The 22,899-nt window shown below is 38.2% G+C and carries 27 protein-coding genes; 1 reads left to right on the top strand and 26 read right to left on the bottom strand.

Annotated features, from left to right (window positions below):
• Positions 1-305: 305 nt before the first annotated feature.
• From spoIVB to spoIIIAA, 21 genes are all read right to left on the bottom strand, one after another.
• Positions 306-1,595: a SpoIVB peptidase gene (gene spoIVB, locus AC3A54_RS02305; protein ID WP_335548858.1), complete on the bottom strand. Its 1,290-nt coding sequence runs from the start codon at positions 1,593-1,595 to the stop codon at positions 306-308.
• A gap of 124 nt (positions 1,596-1,719) precedes the next feature.
• The gene (gene recN / locus AC3A54_RS02310; RefSeq protein WP_335548857.1) at positions 1,720-3,408 is read right to left on the bottom strand and encodes a DNA repair protein RecN; all 1,689 of its coding nucleotides are present in this window, start codon (positions 3,406-3,408) and stop codon (positions 1,720-1,722) included.
• A 15-nt stretch (positions 3,409-3,423) separates the two neighbouring features.
• Positions 3,424-3,873, bottom strand: coding sequence for a transcriptional regulator AhrC/ArgR (ahrC, locus tag AC3A54_RS02315; RefSeq protein WP_308083244.1), 450 nt, complete (start codon positions 3,871-3,873; stop codon positions 3,424-3,426).
• A 146-nt stretch (positions 3,874-4,019) separates the two neighbouring features.
• Entirely contained in the window at positions 4,020-4,859 is an 840-nt protein-coding gene (locus AC3A54_RS02320) for a TlyA family RNA methyltransferase (RefSeq protein ID WP_335548856.1), read from the bottom strand.
• 3 nt (positions 4,860-4,862) lie between these two features.
• On the bottom strand, positions 4,863-6,758 hold the full coding sequence (dxs, locus tag AC3A54_RS02325; RefSeq protein ID WP_335548855.1) for a 1-deoxy-D-xylulose-5-phosphate synthase: 1,896 nt from the start codon (positions 6,756-6,758) through the stop codon (positions 4,863-4,865).
• Between the two features lie 180 nt (positions 6,759-6,938).
• Positions 6,939-7,832: a polyprenyl synthetase family protein gene (locus AC3A54_RS02330; protein ID WP_335548854.1), complete on the bottom strand. Its 894-nt coding sequence runs from the start codon at positions 7,830-7,832 to the stop codon at positions 6,939-6,941.
• 3 nt (positions 7,833-7,835) lie between these two features.
• The gene (locus AC3A54_RS02335; protein WP_308083240.1) at positions 7,836-8,069 is read right to left on the bottom strand and encodes an exodeoxyribonuclease VII small subunit; all 234 of its coding nucleotides are present in this window, start codon (positions 8,067-8,069) and stop codon (positions 7,836-7,838) included.
• Positions 8,059-9,417, bottom strand: a complete 1,359-nt coding sequence (gene xseA / locus AC3A54_RS02340) for an exodeoxyribonuclease VII large subunit (protein ID WP_487653215.1) — start codon at positions 9,415-9,417, stop codon at positions 8,059-8,061. Before xseA ends, AC3A54_RS02335 begins: the two co-directional genes overlap by 11 nt.
• A gap of 122 nt (positions 9,418-9,539) precedes the next feature.
• Positions 9,540-10,400, bottom strand: a complete 861-nt coding sequence (gene folD, locus AC3A54_RS02345; protein ID WP_487653216.1) for a bifunctional methylenetetrahydrofolate dehydrogenase/methenyltetrahydrofolate cyclohydrolase FolD — start codon at positions 10,398-10,400, stop codon at positions 9,540-9,542.
• 37 nt (positions 10,401-10,437) lie between these two features.
• A complete protein-coding gene (gene nusB, locus AC3A54_RS02350; protein WP_335548852.1) occupies positions 10,438-10,836 on the bottom strand; it encodes a transcription antitermination factor NusB in 399 nt (132 codons plus the stop codon).
• A gap of 218 nt (positions 10,837-11,054) precedes the next feature.
• Entirely contained in the window at positions 11,055-11,462 is a 408-nt protein-coding gene (locus AC3A54_RS02355) for an Asp23/Gls24 family envelope stress response protein (protein WP_308083236.1), read from the bottom strand.
• Positions 11,463-11,480: 18 nt separating this feature from the next.
• Positions 11,481-12,836, bottom strand: coding sequence for an acetyl-CoA carboxylase biotin carboxylase subunit (accC, locus tag AC3A54_RS02360; protein ID WP_308083235.1), 1,356 nt, complete (start codon positions 12,834-12,836; stop codon positions 11,481-11,483).
• Between the two features lie 14 nt (positions 12,837-12,850).
• Positions 12,851-13,354 carry an acetyl-CoA carboxylase biotin carboxyl carrier protein gene (gene accB / locus AC3A54_RS02365; protein WP_308083234.1) on the bottom strand — a complete coding sequence of 168 codons (504 nt, stop codon included), beginning with the start codon at positions 13,352-13,354 and terminating at the stop codon, positions 12,851-12,853.
• Positions 13,355-13,804: 450 nt separating this feature from the next.
• Positions 13,805-14,365: a SpoIIIAH-like family protein gene (locus AC3A54_RS02370; RefSeq protein ID WP_308083233.1), complete on the bottom strand. Its 561-nt coding sequence runs from the start codon at positions 14,363-14,365 to the stop codon at positions 13,805-13,807.
• Between the two features lie 205 nt (positions 14,366-14,570).
• A complete protein-coding gene (gene spoIIIAG, locus AC3A54_RS02375; protein ID WP_335546941.1) occupies positions 14,571-15,221 on the bottom strand; it encodes a stage III sporulation protein AG in 651 nt (216 codons plus the stop codon).
• Complete coding sequence (spoIIIAF, locus tag AC3A54_RS02380) at positions 15,214-15,843, bottom strand: stage III sporulation protein AF (protein ID WP_335546943.1); 630 nt, start codon at positions 15,841-15,843, stop codon at positions 15,214-15,216. The genes spoIIIAG and spoIIIAF overlap by 8 nt, the downstream gene beginning before the upstream one ends.
• A 12-nt stretch (positions 15,844-15,855) precedes the next feature.
• Positions 15,856-17,055 carry a stage III sporulation protein AE gene (spoIIIAE, locus tag AC3A54_RS02385; RefSeq protein WP_335546945.1) on the bottom strand — a complete coding sequence of 400 codons (1,200 nt, stop codon included), beginning with the start codon at positions 17,053-17,055 and terminating at the stop codon, positions 15,856-15,858.
• 29 nt (positions 17,056-17,084) lie between these two features.
• On the bottom strand, positions 17,085-17,474 hold the full coding sequence (spoIIIAD, locus tag AC3A54_RS02390) for a stage III sporulation protein AD (protein WP_308084132.1): 390 nt from the start codon (positions 17,472-17,474) through the stop codon (positions 17,085-17,087).
• A gap of 16 nt (positions 17,475-17,490) precedes the next feature.
• The gene (gene spoIIIAC, locus AC3A54_RS02395) at positions 17,491-17,694 is read right to left on the bottom strand and encodes a stage III sporulation protein AC (RefSeq protein WP_007084610.1); all 204 of its coding nucleotides are present in this window, start codon (positions 17,692-17,694) and stop codon (positions 17,491-17,493) included.
• 11 nt (positions 17,695-17,705) lie between these two features.
• Positions 17,706-18,221, bottom strand: coding sequence for a stage III sporulation protein SpoIIIAB (spoIIIAB, locus tag AC3A54_RS02400; RefSeq protein WP_308083229.1), 516 nt, complete (start codon positions 18,219-18,221; stop codon positions 17,706-17,708).
• Positions 18,222-19,145, bottom strand: a complete 924-nt coding sequence (gene spoIIIAA / locus AC3A54_RS02405) for a stage III sporulation protein AA (protein WP_335546947.1) — start codon at positions 19,143-19,145, stop codon at positions 18,222-18,224.
• 210 nt (positions 19,146-19,355) lie between these two features.
• Between spoIIIAA and AC3A54_RS02410 the strand changes: the two genes are divergently transcribed.
• Positions 19,356-20,027: an SIMPL domain-containing protein gene (locus tag AC3A54_RS02410; RefSeq protein ID WP_487653217.1), complete on the top strand. Its 672-nt coding sequence runs from the start codon at positions 19,356-19,358 to the stop codon at positions 20,025-20,027.
• Between the two features lie 42 nt (positions 20,028-20,069).
• Here AC3A54_RS02410 and AC3A54_RS02415 read toward each other — a convergent pair whose 3' ends face one another.
• Genes AC3A54_RS02415 through ccmA form a run of 5 tightly spaced genes read right to left on the bottom strand, consistent with a single transcriptional unit; the run spans position 20,070 to position 22,894 of the window.
• Positions 20,070-20,579, bottom strand: coding sequence for a TlpA family protein disulfide reductase (locus tag AC3A54_RS02415; protein ID WP_308083226.1), 510 nt, complete (start codon positions 20,577-20,579; stop codon positions 20,070-20,072).
• A gap of 24 nt (positions 20,580-20,603) precedes the next feature.
• Positions 20,604-20,735: a CcmD family protein gene (locus AC3A54_RS02420; protein ID WP_308083225.1), complete on the bottom strand. Its 132-nt coding sequence runs from the start codon at positions 20,733-20,735 to the stop codon at positions 20,604-20,606.
• 12 nt (positions 20,736-20,747) lie between these two features.
• Entirely contained in the window at positions 20,748-21,512 is a 765-nt protein-coding gene (locus AC3A54_RS02425) for a cytochrome c biogenesis protein (protein ID WP_420489856.1), read from the bottom strand.
• A complete protein-coding gene (locus AC3A54_RS02430) occupies positions 21,513-22,193 on the bottom strand; it encodes a heme exporter protein CcmB (protein WP_308083224.1) in 681 nt (226 codons plus the stop codon). It abuts the gene before it with no gap.
• Positions 22,190-22,894, bottom strand: a complete 705-nt coding sequence (gene ccmA / locus AC3A54_RS02435) for a heme ABC exporter ATP-binding protein CcmA (protein ID WP_335546952.1) — start codon at positions 22,892-22,894, stop codon at positions 22,190-22,192. Before ccmA ends, AC3A54_RS02430 begins: the two co-directional genes overlap by 4 nt.
• Between the last annotated feature and the right edge of the window lie 5 nt (positions 22,895-22,899).

Below are 22,899 nucleotides of genomic sequence, written 5' to 3' on the forward strand. Positions count from 1 at the left end.
ATTTTTGTCGAAAAATTTTTAAACAAAGCGCTGTTAAACTTGTCTGTTGATTTCCGCTCCAGGCACTTCGCTTTCCGTGGGTGTTTCGGCGAGCCTCCTCGGCGCTTGCGCCTGCGGGGTCTCCCCTGAACCACACTCCCACAGGAGTCTTCGTGCCTTCCACTCCAATCAACAGGGTGTAAATATCAACACTGTTCTTTAACACAGCCTGAACAAAAGAAGAAGCAAAATAGGATGATTACCTATTTCGCTCAAGAAGGGTGACACTAATATTTAATCGCGGAAGAGAACGATTATTTTCTAAGTTAACTTGCTTTATTCTTTGGTGTTTCGTATATATTAATTCCAGCTTCATTTAGCATCCACTCAATATGAACACCATATCCAGAGGTAGGATCATTCACAAAGACATGTGTTACGGCACCAACGAGCTTTCCATCTTGAATAATCGGACTTCCACTCATTCCTTGCACGATTCCTCCGGTCTTTTCAAGAAGCTTTGGGTCCGTTACTTTTATCACCATGCCCTTAGTAGCTGGAAACTTTTGCGGAATTGTACTAACTATCTCTATGTTAAATTCTTCTACTCGGTCATCGTTGACCACTGTTAAGATTTTTGCAGGTCCTTCTTTCACCTGATGGGATAATGCTATTGGCAGCGGTTTATCCATGATTCCATTTTTTAAATCTTTATTTAGCTCCCCAAAAATACCAAAGGGGCTGTTTTTTTGGATATTTCCAACAATTTCACGATCAGAAGAAAAACGTGCAAGTTTTTCACCTGGATCCCCATTACTTCCCTTCTCAATAGAGGTAACGGTAGAACGGACAATTTGTCCATCTTCAACGACAATTGGCTTTTTTGTATCCATGTCTGAGATGACATGTCCTAGGGCACCATATTTTTTAGATTGTGGATGAACAAAGGTCATGGTCCCAATTCCTGCTGCTGAATCCCTGATATATAAACCAAGCTTATAAGTGTTTTCTCCTTTATCTTTTAAAGGAGTAAGTTTTGTCGTAAATTTTCCACTTTCTCTACTAATAACCATATCAAGAGCTTTTCCATCCTGTCCAGCTGTTTGAACAAATGGTGCTACATCTGTCATTTTTTCAATTTTGTTCCCATTTATTTCCGTAATAATATCTCCAACTTTGATTCCTGCAATATCACCAGGTGATTTTTTTCCATTTGCTGTATTGATTAAATGGTGTCCGACCACTAAGACACCTACTGTATTTAGCTTTACACCAATTGATTGACCACCTGGAATGACACGAAAATCCTTTAAAACATGTACATCGACCTTTTTTATAGGGATACCAGCAAATTCTAGAAGCATTTCGTTTTTCCCTTTTTCTGTTGCCTGTACCGATACTGCATGTTTTTCCTGAGCAAGTGTGATATTTGAGTTGCGAGATTGTATAGCGGCTGATACCGGGGCAGCCTTTTTAAACGTGTAATCTTGACCTTCAAAAACTGTAATGGTTTTTGGTATTGCCATGTACTGCTGTATAGGCTGAAAAAAGATAAGGCTAATTAATGAAACAAGGAGAATTCCACCAATAATCTTTCTAATTATGTCTAACTTCAAATTTTTCACTCTCCTCGCTTCTTTTCACAACTTTGAAGAAATGGCTACATCTTTAATTTTGCCTCCTTGACAAGCATTTATAACTCGGTTTAACATAAAAAAGCTACCCTTATTGGATAGCTTTTCAAGTTTTTTTATTTTCACCTGCTAAAAATATTAATTCTTCAGCGTGTTTCTTCGTAAGATCGGTAATTTCCGCTCCAGAAATCATTCTGCCAATTTCTTTAATCTTCTCTTCAACATTCAACGGTGTTACATAAGTTTTTGTTCTTCCTCCAGTAATAACCTTTGAAATAAACAAATGAGTATCTGCCATGGCAGCTACTTGAGGTAAATGGGAAATACATAAAACTTGTGAACCAGATGCTACCTTATAAATCTTTTCTGCGATGGATTGAGCTACTCTTCCGCTGACACCGGTATCTACCTCATCAAAAATAATTGAGGTAACACCTTGGTGTTGAGAAAAAATGCTCTTGAGGGCCAACATAATCCTTGATAATTCTCCCCCTGAAGCAACCCGTGACAAAGGCTTCAGTGGCTCACCAGGGTTAGTCGAAATATAAAATTCCACATGGTCCACTCCTGTTTTAGAGAAATGCTCAAAATCCGTTTCAAACCGCATTTCAAATATAGTCTTGGCCATGTATAATTCCTTCAATTCCTTATGAATAAGCTTCGTAAGTTTATCTGCCCACTTATGACGGATTTCAGATAACTGCTTAGCCTCAAGAATCAAATCTTTTTTGATGGAAGATAATTCTTTTTCTAATTCAGAAATATGTGTTTCTTTGTTCTGTAAGGTTTCAATTTCTTCTTCAATCTTTGCTGCATATTCAACAATATCATTAATCGTTTTACCATATTTACGTTTTAACTGGTTAATTTCATTTAGTCGATCCTCAATTTCATTTAACCTTTGCGGATCGTATTCTAATCCATCCAGTTCATTTCGTAAAGTTCTCGCAGCATCTTCTAGCTGGTAATAGCTATTCGAAACAGCTTCAAATATATCTTTATACGTTGTGTCTAGCGCCGCAGCATCTTCTAGGTAACCCATGACCATACTTAGCCAGTCAAGACCTCTCTGCTCCCCATGCAAGGCCGTATAACTCGATTGGATGGCCTCAAACGTCCTTTCAAAATTCCCTAACTTTCTTCTTTCTTCTGAAAGCTCTTCATCTTCATGAAGTTTTAGATTGGCTTTTTGAATTTCGTCTAATTGAAATTGAATCAAATCCAGTCGGTGCGCAGTTTGTTGATCATTCTCACTTAATGACTTTAGCTTTTGAAGTGTTTGCTCGTACCTTCGAAAGACATCTAGGTATTCTGCATGTGAACCTGCAATTTCCTCCGAACCAAACTGATCGAGCAATGATAAATGTATCATTTCATCCATTAACTCTTGATGTTCATGTTGCCCATGAATATCTACAAGAGTGGAACCTATTTCACGAAGGGTTGATATTGTAACAAGCTTTCCATTGATTCGACAAACACTTTTTCCGGTCCGTGATATGTCTCGTCTTAGAACCACCATACCTTCTTCAATTTCTATACCAAATTCTAATGATTTCGAAATAATTGGATGATTTGGATCATCTAGTTGAAAAAGCCCCTCTATTTCAGCCTTCTCCTCACCATGACGCACAAATTCTGCGGATCCTCTGCCGCCTACCAATAAATGGATGGCATCAATGATTATAGATTTTCCTGCGCCTGTTTCTCCGGTTAATACAGTTAACCCCTTTTCAAAGGAAATGGAAAGGGATTCGATTATCGCAAAGTTTTTTATTGATAGTTCTGCTAACAACGAACTCTCCCCCAATTAAAGCATGTCAAGGAACCGATTTGTAATGACTTCTGTATCTTCTGGTGTTCGACAAATAATTAACATGGTATCGTCACCACAAATCGTTCCTAATATTTCTTCCCAATCCAGATTGTCAATGAGGGCACCAATTGCCATAGCATTACCTGGCAAACATTTCATAACGAGTAAATGCCCCGCAGGATCGATTCTTACAAAAGCATCAATTAAAGATCTTTTTAACTTTTGCAATGGATTAAAACGCTGATCCGCTGGAAGGCTGTATTTATAACGCCCATCAATCAATGGAACCTTTACTAAATGAAGTTCTTTAATATCACGTGAAACGGTGGCTTGTGTCACATTGTAACCAGCATTTTTTAGCTCATCAACCAAATCATCCTGAGTCTCAATATCGTTGCTGGCAATAATTTCTCTAATTTTAATATGACGTTGACCTTTATTCATTCTTTCACCCCATAGTCTTTAAAAACATCAGAGTATTTTGTACTAAAATGTCGTATATATTTCATATGTTAGCCCATTTTCCTAAAGTTGTACATGAAAATCCTTTATAAAAATACATTAATATACACAAAAGGATAAGCAATTGCCTATCCTTCTGGTGTCTGTTTCGTTTTAAATTCTAGATGAGCTTGTTTTACGATATCCATTGGTCCGATAGGGAGAATACTTTCACCGAGCTCCCGCTCACCTTCCCATTTTAAATGTAGTAAAAATTCAATATTCCCATCGCCACCTGTAATTGGTGAATAGGAAAGATTAGTTACTATATATCCTTCTTTAACGGAAAAATGAATGATTTTTTCAATGACTTGTAAATGAACCTTCTCGTCACGAACAATTCCTTTTTTACCAACCTGATCTCGGCCTGCTTCAAATTGAGGCTTAATAAGTGCAATAATATCACTACCTGGGATCAGTAGTGTTTTTAATACTGGTAAAATTAGAGTTAAGGAAATAAAAGACACGTCAATAGAAGCAAAATTCGGCATTTCCCCAGCGAGATCTGAGGGAGTTACATAACGAAAGTTTGTCCGTTCCATAACCACAACACGTTCATCCTGTCTAAGCTTCCAAGCAAGCTGATTGTAGCCTACGTCAAGCGCATATGACATTTTTGCCCCATTTTGTAAAGCACAATCTGTAAAACCGCCTGTAGAAGCACCGATATCAAGCAGAACCTTTCCTGTTACGCTTACATCGAATACTTTTAGTGCCTTTTCAAGTTTCAACCCGCCTCGACTGACATATGGCATCGTATTTCCTTTGATATTTAGTGGAATGTCCACCTTCACTTTTTCACCAGGTTTATCCAACCGCTCTTCATTTGTGTATACAAGCCCTGCCATAATCGCTCTTTTTGCTTTTTCTCGCGTCTCAATTAAACCTCGCTCCACGAGTAATACATCTAATCGTTCTTTATTTTTCATTATTTATGCCCTTTGCTGTTTTTTCCTTGCCATTGTAGACACTTTTTTGACCACTTCTTCAGTAGTTAATCCTATTTCTTCTAATAGTAACCCTACATCCCCATGTTCAATAAATTGGTCTGGAATACCGATTCGGTCTATTAATGCCTGAGCAAAGCCTTGGTCATGCGCAAATTCAAGAACGGAACTTCCAAATCCACCTTGTAATACCGCTTCTTCCACGGTAAGGAGAGGGATATTTTTTTCTAACAAACCTAATAGCATCTTTTCATCAAGAGGTTTTATGAACCGAGCATTAATGACTTTAACAAAGATTCCTCGCTTTTCAAGAATCTTAGCCGCTTCCATCGCCATTGGAATCGTTGTTCCGAAGGTTAAAATAGCCGCATCATCACCTTCTTTTAAGACCTCCCAAGTGCCTATAGGGATCTTCTTAAATTCCTCATCCATTGGTACCCCTACACCATTTCCACGTGGAAATCTCATCGCAATAGGTCCATCATCATAATTTAACGCCGTATAAACCATATGTTGACCTTCGTTTTCGTCCTTTGGCATCATTAAAACGATATTAGGTACATGCCTTAGAAAAGCAATATCAAATACGCCCTGGTGTGTTTCACCATCTGCGCCTACTAAACCTGCCCGATCTATTCCAATAAATACGTTTAAGTTTTGGCGACAAATATCATGTACAACCTGGTCGTATGCTCGCTGTAAGAAAGTGGAATAAATAGCTAGAAAAGGCTTCATATTTTGCGTAGCCAATCCTGCAGCAACCGTAGCAGCATGTTGCTCAGCAATCCCTACATCAAACATTCGATCAGGAAACTCACTAGCAAAACCTTCAAGCTTTGATCCAACAGGCATTGCGGGGGTAATGGCCACAATTCTATCGTCCACTCGAGCGAGTTTTCGAACGGTCTCACTAACCAAACTGCTCCATGCTGGTGGCTGTGCTTTCGCCGGCTTTACAAAATCACCTGTATCCATTTTATATGGGCCTGTACCATGCCAAGTACCCGTCTTATCGCTTTCTGCAGGCTTATATCCCTTCCCCTTCTTCGTAATCACATGAAGGAGTACAGGGCCTTCTGTTTTTTTCGCATAGGCAAGGTTTTCAAATAAGTCATCAAAGTTATGACCATCAATTGGTCCTAAATAAGTAAAACCAAGTTCTTCAAAAAACATACCAGAAACAAATAAATATTTAAGACTATCTTTTACCCGCTCAGCAGTGGCTGCAAGAACTCCACCAACAGCGGGAACTTTTTTCAATATCACTTCTAGTTCGTCTTTCACCCATTGATATTTTCCAGCTGTTCTCAATTGACCAAGGATATTATGTAATGCCCCAACATTAGGCGCAATGGACATTTCGTTATCATTCAATATAACGATCATATCCTTTTTTTCATGGCCAATGTGGTTTAAAGCTTCCAATGCCATTCCACCAGTTAAGGCACCATCACCAATCACAGGAATAACAAAGGACTTTTCCTTTTTTATATCCCTGGCAATCGCCATTCCCATAGCTGCAGATAGTGATGTTGAACTATGTCCTGTCTCCCAAACGTCATGTTCACTTTCAATCCGTTTTGGAAACCCACAAAGGCCTTTATATTGACGTAAAGTATCAAATTCACATGCTCTGCCGGTTAAGATTTTATGAACATAGGACTGATGTCCTACATCCCAAATAATCTTATCCCTTGGACTGTCAAAACATTTATGTAAAGCAATTGTTAGTTCAACTACACCTAAATTTGGTCCAATATGGCCTCCAGTCACAGACAGCTTTTCGACCAAGAATTGACGAATATCCTGACTTAAAGCCTCCAACTCTTTATTTGTCAATCCTTTTAAAAAGGATGGGTCTTTTATTGATAACAGATCCATTTTTGGACCACTCACTTTCATACTTTTTCTATCTATACATCAGTTTTAATATCTTTTTATATATCATAACACTTTTCCTGAAAAAATAGCCGCTAACACTAAGTGATAACGGCATTGTCAACGTTTTCTACATTGAAAATAATTATAACACACTTAGTTCATTGCCTCAAATAGCCTTTGTTAGTGATCCCTAGATGCTACTAAATCAGTGATTTCACTTAGCAGTTGGGTATTTAAGCCTGTCCTCTCCAGATTTTCCTTCGCTGAGGTGATTTGGTCTTTCAGCGCTGTTCGTGCACCTTCCATGGTTAACAGTTGAGGATATGTACTTTTTCGATTGGTAGTATCACTTCCTACAGGTTTACCAATTATTTCTTCATTCCCAACTAAATCGAGGATATCGTCTTGAATTTGAAAGGCAAGTCCCAGATGATGGGCAAACCCTGATAGGTTATGAAGCTGTTCTTGATTAGCACCTGCCATAATCCCTCCAGCCAAGACACTAAATCCAAGCAGCTTACCTGTTTTATGAATATGTATGTACTCCAGCTCTTGAAGGGTAAGTGATTTGGCTTCCCCTTCCATGTCTGCCACTTGTCCACCGACCATCCCTTCCGTTCCAGCTGCTTTTGCCAATTCAACAACTAATTTAAGCTTTGTATCGGCTGAGAAAACGTCGGTTGGAAGCTGACTTATTACTTCAAAACTATAAGTTAATAAGGCATCTCCAGCTAAAATCGCGATGGCGTCGCCGAAGACTTTATGATTGGTCGGTTTTCCTCTTCTTAAGTCATCATTATCCATACTTGGTAGATCATCGTGGATTAAGGAATAAGTATGAATCATTTCAATTGCAGCGGCAGCTAACAGCCCTTTTTTAGGATTCATTCCAAACGCTTCTAAGGTAGCAAACAATAATAAAGGGCGAATTCTTTTGCCTCCTGCTTCTAGAGAATAAATCATAGATTCTTTAATAATAGGAGGAGCCTTAAGCTTTTCAACCAGCCTTCGAAGCTCATCTTCAAGTAGTTGTTTATACTCTTGCGCAAATGTTTCTAAAGCCCTAGTTTCCAAGTCTTATTCCTCCCCTTCAATAGAAAAATTCTCTTTACGTCCATCCTCCGTAATGATTTGAGTAAGTTGCTCTTCCACACTTTTCAATTTATCATGACAAAGCTTAGATAATTCCATCCCCTCTTTATAAAAAAGAATCGCCTCTTCCAAAGGTACATCTCCTTCTTCAAGTTTATCTACGATTTGTTCTAACTTTGTCATTGCATCTTCAAAGGATAACTTTTTTTCATTCGTCACTTTTTTCGCTCCCCTTTATATTCTCCACTTTACAGAAAAGACTACCATCAGTTAATTGAATTTGTACCTGTTCATTCACACTTACCTGTTTTACACTTTTCACCAAACGGTTATCCTCTGAATAAGCCAAACTATACCCACGTTCCATGATTTTTAATGGACTTAATGCTTGTAAGGTCGATAACACCCGGTTAAAATCATTTTTTTTCGTTGTTAATATTTGCATCATAGAGCGGTCCATTTCTTTTTGAGAACGCTCCAAACGGCTCGTTGATTCAAGGATCATTTCTCTTGGATGGTTCCGTTGTAGCCGTTTATGTAGAAGTTCATACTGACCTTTTTTTATTAATGATAATCTCGAGGTCCCACGAACAATCATCTCTGTTAATTTGTCAACCTGTTCCAATTTCTGTTCATATAAACGATGTGGGTAACGAAAAGCATAGGATTTTTTTGCACGATGTAATCGTTCATTTTCAAATTGAAATTTCCCCTTCATGGCACGAAGCAGTCGGGTTTGCCGCTGAAGTATTCTGTCCATTAATTCATCAATATGTGGAACCGCAAGCTCCGCAGCACCTGTAGGAGTAGGAGCCCGCAAATCAGCAACAAAATCGGCAATGGTGAAGTCTGTTTCATGACCAACAGCAGATATAATTGGGATTTTAGATAAAAAAATCGCACGTGCTGTTATTTCTTCATTGAATGCCCATAACTCCTCAATTGAGCCTCCGCCACGTCCAACAATTAATACATCAATTTCGTTGATGGCATTTGCCTTTTCAATTGCCTTAACAATGGAAGGAGCTGCATTTTCACCTTGCACAAGTGCTGGGAAAACGAGAATATTTGCAATGGGATAGCGTCGTTTAATGGTTGTAATGACATCTCTAATTGCAGCACCTGTTGGGGAAGTAATTACACCAACTGTTCTTGGATACATCGGTATAGGCTTTTTGGTTTCAGCTGCGAATAACCCTTCTGCATCAAGACGCTGTTTTAACTGCTCATAGGCTAAAAACAATTCCCCAATACCTTCTGGGCGCATTTCCTTAATATAAATTTGATATTGTCCGCTTGGTTCGTATACAGAAATATCTCCCTTTACGATTACCTTCATCCCGTTTTCAGGAGCAAATTTCATAAGACGGGATTGACTGGAGAACATCACCGCAAGAATCCGAGCTTTCTCATCCTTTAATGTAAAATACATATGTCCACTCGAATGTTGTTTAAAATTTGAAATCTCCCCTCTTACATGAATATCTCGCAAATGGGGATCTGCATCAAATTTTCTTTTTATGTATTTGGTTAAAGCATTCACAGATAAATATCTTTGTTCCTGCATTTCTAATCCTCTTTTCGGCTGATTAGCTGAAATTGTCCTTATCCATTATACATTTTGCTCTTTTTTTTGTCAGAAAGATTGACTTAAAAAGAACAAAAGGAATAAAAGATAAGGACAAGCACCTACTTATTTCGGTTTAGACTTTCAGCGGCTGACTTTAAGGTATTGTACATAAGCATGGTAATGGTCATGGGGCCTACTCCCTTTGGAACTGGAGTAATATATCCTGCTTTTTTACTTACTTCATCAAAAGCAACATCTCCACAAAGCTTACCTGCCTCATTCCTATTAATCCCTACATCGATAACAACTGCATTATCTTTGACATGTTCAGCCTTTATGAAGTTTGGAATGCCAACTGCAGCAACAAGGATATCTGCTTGATTGGTATGTAACTTTAAGTCCCTGGTCTTTGAATGACAGTATGTGACTGTTGCATGCTGATTTAAGAATAATTGACCTACTGGCTTACCTACGATATTACTCCGCCCTACAACCACAACATGCTTTCCTAGAATGGATATGCCCGCCTCTTCAAGTAAAACCATAATCCCATATGGTGTACAAGGGAGGAAAGCATTCTGTCCTGTCATCATCCTGCCAATATTTATAGGATGAAACCCATCCACATCTTTTAATGGAGAAATAGATTCAATCACCTTTTTTTCATCGATATGTTTAGGAAGAGGCAATTGAACTAAGATTCCATGTACTTCAGAATCTTCGTTTAACTCCCTAATCTTTTGAAGAAGTTCTTCTTCTAAAACCTCCTCATGCATTTCAATTAATAGTGAATTCATCCCTAGTTGTTTACAAGCCTTTTCTTTATTTGTTACATATGTTCGAGAAGCATGGTCATTACCGACAAGGATAACCGCTAACCCGGGTGTAACCCCTTGCCCTTTTATCCTTTTAACCTCTTCAGCAATTTCTACTCTTTTTTTCTCGGCGATCTCTTTTCCATTAATAATTGTGGCTGTCATTTTCAACTCTCCCTATGCTAGGAGTGAAACCAATCAATTAATTGGCAAGAAGCGTTTGTTTCACCTTTGAAAGAACTCCATTAATAAATTTGCTTGATTGGTCATCCCCGTAAATTTTAGCTATCTCAATGGCTTCATCTAAAATAACATTTTCAGGAACTTCATTTCGATAAAACTTTAATTCATATGCAGCAATTCTCAATAAGTTTCGGTCCACTGTTGCCAAACGATCCATAGACCACTTTTCTAGGTTTTCGATTATTAGCTTGTCAATTTCTTCTTTGTGTTCTACAACTCCTATAACTAGGTTTGATAAGTATTCGTCTCCCATTTCCCCCTCTAATACATGTTCAATCGCTAATGATGGATCAGTATTGCTCACATCGATTTGAAACAGAGCCTGTAGCGCTTTTTCCCTTGCTGTTCTTCTTTTCATTATAACGTTAACTCCTTTAGATATATTAAATAATTTTTGTCTATTTTTCATACATAGTACAGGAATTCAACTTCAAGATAGTTTTCACATAAAAAGATAATAGCATAACTAAATTGGATTCGCACTGTAAGGATCATTTTTTTCGAATTTCCATTATTTTATTTGAATAGTTGGATAAATAGAAAAACCAAAGGACTCTCTCCTTTGGTTTTCATAGGTTATACCTCTTGATCTACTTCGGGCTCATGCTTTTGGTTTTCAAATTGAATCCCAACTACATGAATGTTCACTTCTTCAGCGTCTAAAGCAGTCATATTTAGTAATGCTTGACGAATATTGTCTTGGACTTTACCAGCAACAGAAGGGATGGATACCCCAAACTTCATCATGCAGTATACATCTACTTTAATCCCTGTTTCGGTCAGTTCGACCTTAACACCTTTACCGTGATTTTTCTTGCCTAATCGTTCTACAACCCCTGTTGCAAAGTTGCCTCTCATGCCCGCAACACCTTCTACTTCAGCAGCAGCAATACCGGCAATTACTTCAATCACTTCAGGAGCAATTTCAATTTTACCATGACCGTTATTTCCTTGGTCCATTTCTAAAACACTAAATTCGCTCATTCGTAACACCTCCAGATATTAGATAGTCTTCATCACATCATGCAATTCTAGGAATTTCGTATTGAATTGTCCGTCAACGAATGTTTCATGATCAAGTAACTTTAAGTGGAATGGAATCGTTGTATGGATTCCCTCTACAACAAACTCACTCAATGCACGTTTCATTCTGGAAATTGCCTCTTCCCTAGTGCTGCCATATGTGATAACTTTCGCAATCATGGAATCATAATAAGGCGGAATAGTATACCCTGGATATGCCGCTGAATCAATACGAACACCTAATCCGCCAGGCGGTAGGTACATATTAATTTTACCAGCAGAAGGCATAAAGTTCTTTTCCGGATTTTCTGCATTAATCCGGCACTCAATTGCCCAGCCAGTAAATGTAACATCCTGTTGATTTACTGTTAGCTTCTCGCCTTGTGCCACACGAATTTGTTCTTTAATGAGGTCTATTCCAGTGACCATTTCTGTTACGGGATGCTCAACCTGAATCCTCGTGTTCATTTCCATAAAATAAAACTTACGATTGCGGTAGTCATATATAAATTCTACCGTGCCAGCACCGGAATAATCAACTGCTTTCGCAGCTTTTACTGCTGCATTACCCATTTCTTCACGAATTTCACCATCAAGTGCTGGTGAAGGTGATTCTTCAAGAAGTTTTTGCAGTCGGCGTTGGATCGTGCAGTCACGTTCTCCTAAATGAATCGTGTTGCCGTAGGTATCAGCTAGGACTTGAATTTCTACATGCCGGAAATCCTCAATATATTTTTCAATATAAACACCTGGATTACCGAAAGCTGTCATTGCTTCCTGTTGGGTAATCGAAATGCCCTTAATTAACTCTTGTTCGTTTTTGGCGACGCGGATTCCTTTACCGCCTCCACCGGCTGTTGCTTTTATAATAACTGGATATTGAATTCTCTCGACAAGTTCCAGAGCTTCCTCGATTTCATTAATTATTCCAGTTGAACCTGGAACGATTGGTACTCCAGCTTCTCGCATAGTTTCCCTTGCAATATCCTTCGTTCCCATTTTAGTAATTGCCTCTGGACTTGGCCCGACAAAAATGATATTACATTCTCTGCAAAGCTCTGCAAAATCGGCATTTTCCGCCAAGAATCCATACCCTGGGTGGATCGCATCGCAGGCAGTCAGTTTTGCTACACTGATAAGATTTGTTACGTTCAAATAACTATCTTTTGATGTTTTAGGTCCAATACAATAGGCTTCATCTGCCAATTGAACATGTAATGCTTCACGGTCTGCTTCTGAGAAAACAGCAACTGATTCAATACCCATTTCTCGGCAGGCCCGAATAATTCTTACTGCAATTTCTCCTCTGTTTGCAATTAACAGTTTTTTTATCATCCTGTTATCGCTCCTTATTCAGGCTTTACTAAAAATAAAGGCTGTCCGTATTCTACTAATTGACCATTTTTAACTAGTATTTCAACAATTTCGCCATTTACTTCAGCTTCAATTTCATTAAATAATTTCATTGCTTCAACAATACATACAATTGAATCCTTTGAAACCTTATCTCCTGCTTTTACATAAATATCTGCATCTGGTGTTGGAGAAGCATAAAAAGTACCTACCATAGGTGATGTAATTTTATGTAGATTGGATGTATCAGCTTGGTTTGTCGCTTCCACTTTCGGTGCTTCTTGTTTTGTTTCTGTTACGGCAGCAGGTACAGCAACTGGTGCTGGTGCTGTTTGAACAGGTGCAGTCGCAGCTTGTAGAACTGGTTGAACTGTCGTTACCACCGTTGCAGCATTTTTCTTCATTTGAATTTTTGAGCCTTCATTTTCATATACAAATTCATCAATGCTGGACTGGTCTACCAATTTAATTAATTCACGAATTTCTTGTACTTTTAACATTTGAGTAACACCCCTTGTAACACTTTAATTAGGACTAGCTACTAATACTATACGATAATACTTAGTAAAAGTTCAATAAGCTAAATCATTTCCTCGAAACATTTCTCTTAGTCCCATTCATCTTTTATCTTAATCTTTTTAGATGAAAAAGGGAATTTTAACAATTTGATTAACCTCAAATGAGTATTTTTCCCTAATTAATTTATAATTAAACATAACCCATCTTAAACTTGCCTGTTGATTTCCGCTCCAGGCACGAGCGGTTCGCGGGGTGGTCCGGGAGCCTCCTCGTCGCGCACTCCTGCGGGGTCTCCCGTGACCAACTACTCCCGCAGGAGTCTTCGTGCCTTCCGCTCCAATCAACAGAGTGTAAAAAATTACATAATTAACTTTTACATAGTCAAACAATAAAAAAGGAAAGCCATGGACTTTCCTTTTAAAGTCTATCTACTATTTTGATGGCTGGAATTCCACCGCTACGTAATTGGTCTCTCCAATTTCTTTCTTTACCTGTTGAATAATTTTATTTGCTTCAGATGCTGAAGGCTTTTTCTTAGATTTTACTGTTACTCTTACTTGCTCTCCATCGGCTCTAACTAAAGCATCTTCATAACCCATCGTTCTAATTAATGTTTCAAGAATTTCTTCTTTTTGAGCAGTTTGGTTTAATCTATCCATTTGATCTTTCACCTTACTACGCTCATCTGCTGGAAGATCAGTGGAAGCTAATTGAGTAGTTAAATCTTCTTGCATTTGGCTTCTTAGGTCATCAAGCTTCATGCGAAGTTCCTCAAATGCATCATCACCTGCAACAGTTGATACAATTGTTTTTCCATCCTTAGCTTCAGTTTTTGAATTAGCCTGCTTTTGATCCATTTGATCTTTGGCATTTTGCTGCACAGCCGCAAGATCATTAGATTTTTGCTCTGGTGAAGTAATGTAATACACTGAAAGGACAACCACTAAGCTTAACATTGTTAATAACCATACTGTTTGTTTCTTTAATAACATTTAAAATCCCCCTCTTATTTTTTAGCTTTGTTAAACTTGTCTGTTGATTTCCGCTCCAGGCGCTTCGCTTTCCGTGGGTGTTTCGGCGAGCCTCCTCGGCCCTTAGGCCTGCGGGGTCTCCCCTGAACCATACTCCCACAGGAGTCTTCGCTCCTTCCGCTCCAATCAACAGGGTATTAAAATCAACACTGTTCTTTAACATAGCCTATTTTTTAGGCATAACGGCGACACGGTGGCTTGGCACTCCTAACGCCCTTGTGACTGCTTCTACAATCCATTTTTTCACCTGAATATTGTCAGCACCCTTTGCAACAACAAGTACACCGCGAATTTCAGGTTTTTTCGTTTCTACTACAATTGGTCCTTCATTTTCCCCATCGCGTATAATAACAAGTTGCTCATCCGTTGAGGATTCCTGTACTTTCCGTTGTCCACCTTCACGATCCGTTTCATCCGTTGTTTGTGATTTTGAGACTCTATTTTTCTCTAAAACCTTCTTATCAGTTGAATCAATATTTACCACGACAGTAACATCATTCACGCCTAACATTTCTTGAATTGCCTTCTTTAGCTGATCCTCATACTTTTCTTCATATTCAGCTATGGCCTTATTACCTGAGCTCTTTTTCAAGCCAAATGCAGGGACATCCTCCGCCTCTGCCTTTGTATTTGTTGATGCTGGAATATCTGTAGGACTTGTATCGGTTTTAAAGACTATGTTCCCCACAAGCATAAACGCTGCACCAATACAAAGAACGAGAAGCATATATTGGTATTTACTTGGTTTCTTTTCTGTTTTTTCATCTAATTTAAGTATTTTTTTGAGCCATGAAAATGGTCCTTGTTTGTTATCCATTCTTCTTTTTAATCCCCCCTTCAATCGAAACTTCCACTGTTTCTTCAGTTACATTCCATTTTTGCGAAAGAAATGAGGCAATCTTTTCTGTTTCTTCTGTTGATCCTTTTGATGGAAGAGGTTTTTCTGTGTTTATTTCGATTTGTTTTATCGCTTCGACTGTCTGTACGCCATTTTCCGGTTGTCTCAGAAGAACCATAACCTTTTGGAGGTTTTCAGGGAATGCTTGGTCGCTTTCTTCATTTATTGCTATATCAACTTTTGCTATCTCCAATCCGTATTGTTCCATCAACTCCTCCTTAACGTCCTTTTTTAGCTGGACAGCCATTTCTTCTAAAATATATGCATGTTGGGAAGCTTGTATTTCTTTTTTCTTTAAATCTATTAAATTTTTCATATTTTTTTCACCCGGTGCTTGATATGAAGGGATCGATGCCAATGTTGTCTCAAAGTCTTTGGAGATTAGTTTAAAGATGGGGGTGAGAATAATAGCAATTAAGAGTAATCCTGTAACCATCTTCGTATACTTTTGCAGACCTGAGTTAGGAAGGAGCATATCAATTACCGTTGCTAACAGGATAAATAAAATAATATTCGTTACCCACTCTGTTAAAAACTCCATTTTTGCTCCCCCCTATCTCATCATCATTGTTAGATTTCCAGCCGCGACAATGACTGTAATACTTAAAAAGAACATCAGTGAAACAATCCCTAATGCAGCAAAAACATAAATGACACTTTTACTGATAATATCTAAACATTTAATGATTGGACCCCCGCCTAATGGTTGAAGAATGGCAGCTGCGAATTTATAAATGAAAGCAATCATTAATATTTTTATCGCTGGGAAAGCAACGATAATGAGCAAAATAGCTACTCCTGCAATCCCAACAGTATTTTTTAATAGAACAGAAGCACTTACAACCGTATCTGTTGCGTCCGTAAACATTCTGCCAATAACGGGAATGAAATTACCGGTAACAAATTTTGCCGTCCTTATTGTTACTCCATCCGTTACTGCAGCAGATGCACCTTGAACCGAGATCACACCCAAAAACACGGTTAAGAACAGACCCATTAATCCGATACTCCAGTTTCTCAGTAACTGAGCTAACTGCGAAACTTTGTATTGTTCGGACATTGTACTTACGATACTTAACAATGTTGCTAAGAATAAAAGTGGAAGAATGATATATTGCATGAATAAACCACTCATATTCATAAGAAATAAAATCACAGGATGGAAAAATGCCGCCGATATAAGTCCTCCAGAAGCAGCAATTAATGCTAGCAAAAGAGGAACAAGTGCCAGGATAAACGACGTCATAGTCCCAATCGCTTCATTTGTGTAGCTGATAGCAATATGAAAACTATTAAGCGCAAGGATGACAAGAACCATATAAACAATGGAATAGGCAACCTTACTAATCGCGCTTTTCTCAAACGCGTTTTGCATAGATTGCAGGAACATACTAAATATGGTTAACATAATTAACGAACCGAGCAATTTCCCATTTGCTACAAATTCTTGAAAAGCGAATTTCAAGATCCCCTGACCCCATTGCTTAAAGGAAAATTTCTTATCTCCTTTTATGAAATCATATAAGCTTCCCTTCTGACTTTCTGGGAGAAACCCACCATACTTATCAGTAATGTCCTCCCAAAATTGTTTTAACTCCTCTAAATCTAAGGTTTCCAGTTGAGCATCAACAAGTTCCTGTGGAGAAAGAGAGGACGTGTTAGCTTTCGGTTCTTCAGCAGCTTGGACACTTGGAGTGAGTAAAAAAAAGAATACAAGAATGATAATAGGAATAATCTGCAGCCTCTGCTTCATTTTATAAACACCTCATTAAAAGACTGTGATTAGCTCGGAATTAATTTAATAATGGTTTCAATTAAAACGGTTAATATAGGAATCGCCATCGCGAGAATGATTACTTTTCCTGCTAATTCAATCTTAGAGGCGATTGCTCCTTGACCCGCATCCTTTGTTATTTGAGTAGCAAATTCTGCAATATAAGCAATACCAATGATTTTGAGAATGGTTTCAACATAAACGAGATTTACATGTGCATTCACTGCTAATTTTTCAAGCATATGAATGATTTCATAGATTTTATCAACTAAAAAAAGAAAAATGACACAGCCGACAAACACAATTAAAAGGAAGGCAAAGTTTGGCTTTTGCTCCTTAATGATGAGAGCAAGAAAGGTCGCAATGAGAGCTACACCGACAATTTTAATGATTTCAATAGCAAAGCCCCCCTCTCTATTGAAACAAGAAAACCGATTTTATTTTCTGGAACAGGTCATCAACAATAGATGCAACCTGAAATAAAATATAAATAAAACCAAATAAGGTAACCCATTGTGCGTACTCTTTTTTGCCCACCTGATCAAGTACGGTATGCAAGAAGGCCACTACTATCCCCACACCAGCTATTTTAAAAATAATATCCACTTCTAAACCCATTGCTTTTCCCCCTAAAATAATAAAATAATTAGTAACAATCCCGACAAAAATCCTAGGCTCTTTACCATTTTTTCATATTTAGCTTGCCGGTCGATGGCATCCGCTTCTTCTCTTTCAAGATGGGAAAGAGTTAGCATAATATGTTTTTGTTGGGAAAAGCGATCATGACGACCAAGGGTCTCCCCAAACTGCTTCATAATTTCAAATTCTCCCTGTTTTAAGGCTGTTGCCTTCCAAACCTCTTTTAAACTTGTTTCCCAAGCTTCTTTAACAGTTGTTTCTGTGTCTGTAAGTTTCTTTGCAAATGAGTCAAAAAAGGTGGAAAGTGGGTTAGTAAGTTGTTCAGCTAATCTCCTTGATGCTTCATGCAATGGTGTGTGTCCATACATAATTTCTGCTTCAAGTGACTGCAACGCCGACCTTAGTGCTCTAAGCTGTCTCGGCCGCTCACTTAAATGCTTTGCAGCCTCAAATCCTGTCCAAGTAGTAGCAACAATTATGATAATAGCCCCTAATAGCTTAATCATTTATGTCACTCTCACTTTTTGCGTTAGTTCTTTCCCGCTAGAATCTAAAATATGGGTAATCGTACCTGGTCCTGATGCCCTGCTAAGGACGATAAATCGTTGAAAGATGTCCTGATCAATAATCTCCTTTAAAGAGGGACGTTTTCTAATCTCCTCAATGCTCGTCCCGTGTGTGGTCATGATTAATTTGATTCCAGCATGTACTGCCTCCTGGATCGCTTCGGCATCTTCTTTACGGCCAATTTCGTCAACGATTAAGACATCTGGACTCATTGAACGAATGAGCATCATCATTCCTTCAGCCTTTGGACAGGCATCCAGAACATCAAGCCGGTGACCAAACGTTAATTGCGGCACTCCATTTACACATCCAGCGATCTCACTACGTTCATCAACAATCCCAACCTTACAAGCCTCTATTCCCTTTGACCAATTACCAGATGATATGATTCTTGCTATATCACGAAGCAGTGTCGTTTTCCCTGTTTGCGGCGGTCCTATAATCATGGTATGCATCCAGCTGTTTTTAAAAAGAAAAGGCACAATAGGCTCAGCAATACCTACCTTTTCTCTTGCAATCCTAATGTTAAAAGAGGAAATATCCCTAATCGCCTTTACTTTTCCCTCCTCAAGAATGACCTTTCCAGCCAACCCAATTCGGTGTCCTCCAGAAACAGTTATATAACCCCGCTTAAGTTCTTCCTCAAGTGTGTAAATTGAAAAATGGCTTATTTTATTCATCAGGTGAAACGCATCCTCAGGTTGTATAATGTAGGTTAGAAATTTTGGCGCTCCCTTTAAGGTCATTTCAATTGGTCGATTTATACGAATGCGAATTTCTTCAAGTTCTTCTTTTTGCTCAGGAGGGATTTGGTTAATTAGATCTGCAATATTTTTGGGTAAAAAATTTAGGATTCCTTCCATGACTGGTTCCTCCTTGATTTGCCTTTCTCATTATTTAAAATGTATGCCTGCTTGGACACATTATGACTTTCAAATCTGTCATTTCATTCTATTTTTTTACTAGGTTTACTAGAACAGGTTGAATCACAAGGATTGCCCTACTAAATAGGAACATTTCAGAAGAGGAAGGAGTATTTTATAGGAAAGCGTAATGTTGAGGAGGAAATTAATGTGTATCATTATCAGCAGCCTAACCGGGGTGGAGGCCACCATAAAGGGCAGCATTTAATAAAAGTTACTGGGGAGGGAGAATTGGCGGTTCAGCCCGACTTAGCTTCTGTTAACTTAGGCGTTATTACGGAAGGCAAGGAATTAATACCCGCACAGCAGCAAAATGCCTTTCAAAGTACAAAGGTCATTCAATCTTTAGTGGAACTTGGTATTCCCCAAACACATATACAAACATTTGATTACCGAATCGAATCTGATTACGACTATGAACAAGGGAAACAAATTTTTAAAGGATACAAGGTAACTCATATTTTACAGGTGAAAATAGAAGATTTAACCATGATCGGAAAGGTGGTAGACAACGCTGTACAAAATGGGGTTAATTATGTATCAAACATTCAATTTACAGTAAATAATAAAGATCCTTATTATCAACGCGCCTTAGTTATGGCAGTAAACAATGCGATTGGGAAAGCAAAGACAATTGCCGACTCGATTAACGTTACATTAATACCCACCCCTAGTTTAATCGTGGAAGGCAGCAGTCCAATTCACCCTTATTCTTATCAACCGGAAACAATGGTGAAAGCTATGAGCACCACTCCTTTGGAACCTGGACAAATAAAAATAAAAGCAAACATATCAGCAGAGTTTCACTATCGAACTATATAAAAAAAGAGGTTGACACCATCATATGATGGGTCAATCCTCTCTTTAGTTATTATATTTCTTTGCCCAATTATACAATTGCATTTCTGTAACGGGTCCATTAAAGTGCTCTCTGATTACTCCTTGTTTATCAATAACAAACGTCTCAGGCTGCCCAGTTACATTATATAATTTTGACACCTTAGCATTATAATCAAATAGGTAATTCATTCCTGCTTTATTGTTTTCTGTTACTTTCTTAATCTTATCCTGTGTCTCTCCACGATTAATCATGAGAAGATTATATTGATCACCATAATCTTTTTGGAAAGCTTCTAACTCTGGGAATTCGTCTTTACAAGGAGCACACCAGCTGGCAAAATAATTCAAAATAACTACTTCACCCTTATAATCCGCTAGCTTGGTATTGCTGCCATCTAGGTTTGGAAGTTCAAAATTATAAGCCTTATCGCCTACATCGGTGTGTTTCCCTTTTGTTACCAGACTATAAGCAAAGAAAGCAAACATCCCGATAATTAGAATCATGACGAGCAATTTGATGACTCGTTTGTTCATCTTATTTCCTCCTGCTCCCCTTGCTTATTTTTCTAGTTGTTTTAAGAACTCTATTTCCTTCTTCAGCTTCGTATGTCTTTTACCAACAATAAGCATATACGCAAAAATTACAACCCATGCTACGGAATAGGCACCCAACATATATTCATAGTTCATTTTAGATTCCTCCTAGTTTTCTAATTGTTCTCTTAATTTTTCTTTATAACGTTCTACTTTAATTTTCATATTTTCAAAGGAAACACCTTTATGAAGAAGGTAGGCATAAAAAATAGTGAAAGCAGTAATTGTGATAAGTAACGCTACAAGCATACTATCCTCAATTCCGCCACCTTTTTGGGAAGGCCCCTCACCAAAAACAATTGGGTGGAATTTCGTTTGCCACCAGCGAATAGCAAAGAATACGATCGGAACATCGGCGAACCCTATGATTCCAAATACAGATGCTAGTCGTGCTTTTTTATCCCACACTCCATCCATTTGTCGAATCATAATGTAGGCAATATAGATAAAAAATAGGATTAAAGTTGTAATTAATCTTGGTTCCCACACCCACCAAGTGTTCCAGGCTGATCTTGCCCAAATAGGTCCTGTTGTCAAAACAATAATGGTGAAAACAACACCAATCTCTGCGGATACATAGGCGTAAGTATCAAAAATTCTTTTCCGCTTGATTAAAAACAAAATACTGAACACGAATGTCACAAAAAACGCCATAAAGGCTAGCCACGCTGAACTTACATGAAAATAAAAGATTTTTTGCGCTGCATGCATGGTTGTTTCTTCTGCTGCAAAAATAAAAATAAAATATAGGGAAACTAACATGGAGATCACTGTGCCGACAAACAAAATACGGGATACATTAAGTTTTTTAGTATCAGCCAACTGAGCCTCAGGAAGTATCGCTTTCTCTCGTTCGAGATTCATACTCATCATTTAAACCTCCAAAACATAATCGATTAATAATATACAAATCACAAAGAATATTACATCATACGCGGTAACCAATTGGATCCACGCTAAAGCACTAGAAAACTTCTCCATATTCGTTAAGATAATTCGAGTTGCTTGAACCACACCAATTAATATCGGAGTAGTAATCGGGAATAATAGTAACGGCAGCAGCATTTCACTGCTTTTTGAATTGGCAGAAAGCGCAGCCAAGAATGTGCCGATTGCTATAAATCCGAAGCTTCCTAGGAAAACTACTAAAATGAAATATGGAATACTTCCAAAAAATTTAAAATCAAATAATAAAAATAGAAACGGTATCGAAACTAGTTCAACCACAAGGATCATGATGAAATTCGCAAGAAATTTTCCTAAATAAATACTTGCTGCCTCCATCGGTGCAACAAATAATCCTTGAATCGTATCATTTCGCTGCTCCGAGATAAAGGACCGGTTAAGGCCTAAAATGCCGGCAAATACGATAATGACCCAAACCACCCCTGGGATGACAGCCTTTGTTGTATTATTAGCAGGATCAAAGGCAAAGCTGAAAACGACAATCACAAGTCCCGCAAATATTATTTGTGTTACTAGAATTTGCTTTGTTTTTAATTCGGAATACAAATCTTTTTTTGCTAGTAAGAGGGCTGTACGAAATAAGTTCATGAGACTCCCTCCACTTGAAGCTCGTATTTCTCGGAAACGTACCCTAAATTATGTCTCTCCATTTTAAAGTCATCGACGATCTTCCCATTTTTAACAATAATAATTCGATCACAAATCTCGGCGGCTTGTTTAAAATCATGCGTAACCATTAATGTGGTCGCACCTTTATCCTTCATAGAAAGGATTACATTATTAAGAATTGTTATAGCACCTTGATCTAACCCTGTGTGTGGTTCATCTAACAGGAGAACTTCTGGGTCATGAACAATGGCTCGTGCAATGGCAATCCTTTGTATCATACCGCGGGAAAAGTTCTTAACCGGCTCATTCAAAAAGAAGGATAATCCTACTTCTTTAACCAGTTGAATGGCTTTCTCCTCCACATTCTTAACTCCGTAAATATTCCCAAAGAAAACTAAATTTTCAAGTGGAGAATAATGATCGTATAACAGACTGGAATGGGGTAAATAACCCAATGTTTTTTTTATCTCGATATGGTCCTTTTTGAGATCTAAACCATTTATTTTAACCAATCCAGATGTTGGCTTTATTAATGTTGCTAGCACCTTTAAAAGCGTACTTTTACCAGCACCGTTAGGTCCTAGTATGGCAACTGTTTCTCCTTTTTTTATCGAGAGGTCTATCCCACGTAAGATCAGTTTATTGTCAGCTTGCTTCGTTAGCTTCTTTATGTCAATCAATTGCG

It is taken from the genome of Neobacillus sp. Soil_C_43 (assembly GCF_057656715.1).

Coding starts and splice junctions, on each gene's coding strand:
- ahrC (WP_308083244.1), bottom strand. CDS start 3,873: ATGAATAAAGGTCAACGTCATATTAAAATTAGAGAAATTATTGCCAGC.
- AC3A54_RS02320 (WP_335548856.1), bottom strand. CDS start 4,859: ATGAAAAATAAAGAACGATTAGATGTATTACTCGTGGAGCGAGGTTTA.
- dxs (WP_335548855.1), bottom strand. CDS start 6,758: ATGGATCTGTTATCAATAAAAGACCCATCCTTTTTAAAAGGATTGACA.
- xseA (WP_487653215.1), bottom strand. CDS start 9,417: ATGCAGGAACAAAGATATTTATCTGTGAATGCTTTAACCAAATACATA.
- folD (WP_487653216.1), bottom strand. CDS start 10,400: ATGACAGCCACAATTATTAATGGAAAAGAGATCGCCGAGAAAAAAAGA.
- nusB (WP_335548852.1), bottom strand. CDS start 10,836: ATGAAAAGAAGAACAGCAAGGGAAAAAGCGCTACAGGCTCTGTTTCAA.
- AC3A54_RS02355 (WP_308083236.1), bottom strand. CDS start 11,462: ATGAGCGAATTTAGTGTTTTAGAAATGGACCAAGGAAATAACGGTCAT.
- accC (WP_308083235.1), bottom strand. CDS start 12,836: ATGATAAAAAAACTGTTAATTGCAAACAGAGGAGAAATTGCAGTAAGA.
- accB (WP_308083234.1), bottom strand. CDS start 13,354: ATGTTAAAAGTACAAGAAATTCGTGAATTAATTAAATTGGTAGACCAG.
- AC3A54_RS02370 (WP_308083233.1), bottom strand. CDS start 14,365: ATGTTATTAAAGAAACAAACAGTATGGTTATTAACAATGTTAAGCTTA.
- spoIIIAG (WP_335546941.1), bottom strand. CDS start 15,221: ATGGATAACAAACAAGGACCATTTTCATGGCTCAAAAAAATACTTAAA.
- spoIIIAF (WP_335546943.1), bottom strand. CDS start 15,843: ATGGAGTTTTTAACAGAGTGGGTAACGAATATTATTTTATTTATCCTG.
- spoIIIAE (WP_335546945.1), bottom strand. CDS start 17,055: ATGAAGCAGAGGCTGCAGATTATTCCTATTATCATTCTTGTATTCTTT.
- spoIIIAC (WP_007084610.1), bottom strand. CDS start 17,694: ATGGGTTTAGAAGTGGATATTATTTTTAAAATAGCTGGTGTGGGGATA.
- spoIIIAB (WP_308083229.1), bottom strand. CDS start 18,221: ATGATTAAGCTATTAGGGGCTATTATCATAATTGTTGCTACTACTTGG.
- spoIIIAA (WP_335546947.1), bottom strand. CDS start 19,145: ATGGAAGGAATCCTAAATTTTTTACCCAAAAATATTGCAGATCTAATT.
- AC3A54_RS02415 (WP_308083226.1), bottom strand. CDS start 20,579: ATGAACAAACGAGTCATCAAATTGCTCGTCATGATTCTAATTATCGGG.
- AC3A54_RS02420 (WP_308083225.1), bottom strand. CDS start 20,735: ATGAACTATGAATATATGTTGGGTGCCTATTCCGTAGCATGGGTTGTA.
- AC3A54_RS02425 (WP_420489856.1), bottom strand. CDS start 21,512: ATGATGAGTATGAATCTCGAACGAGAGAAAGCGATACTTCCTGAGGCT.
- AC3A54_RS02430 (WP_308083224.1), bottom strand. CDS start 22,193: ATGAACTTATTTCGTACAGCCCTCTTACTAGCAAAAAAAGATTTGTAT.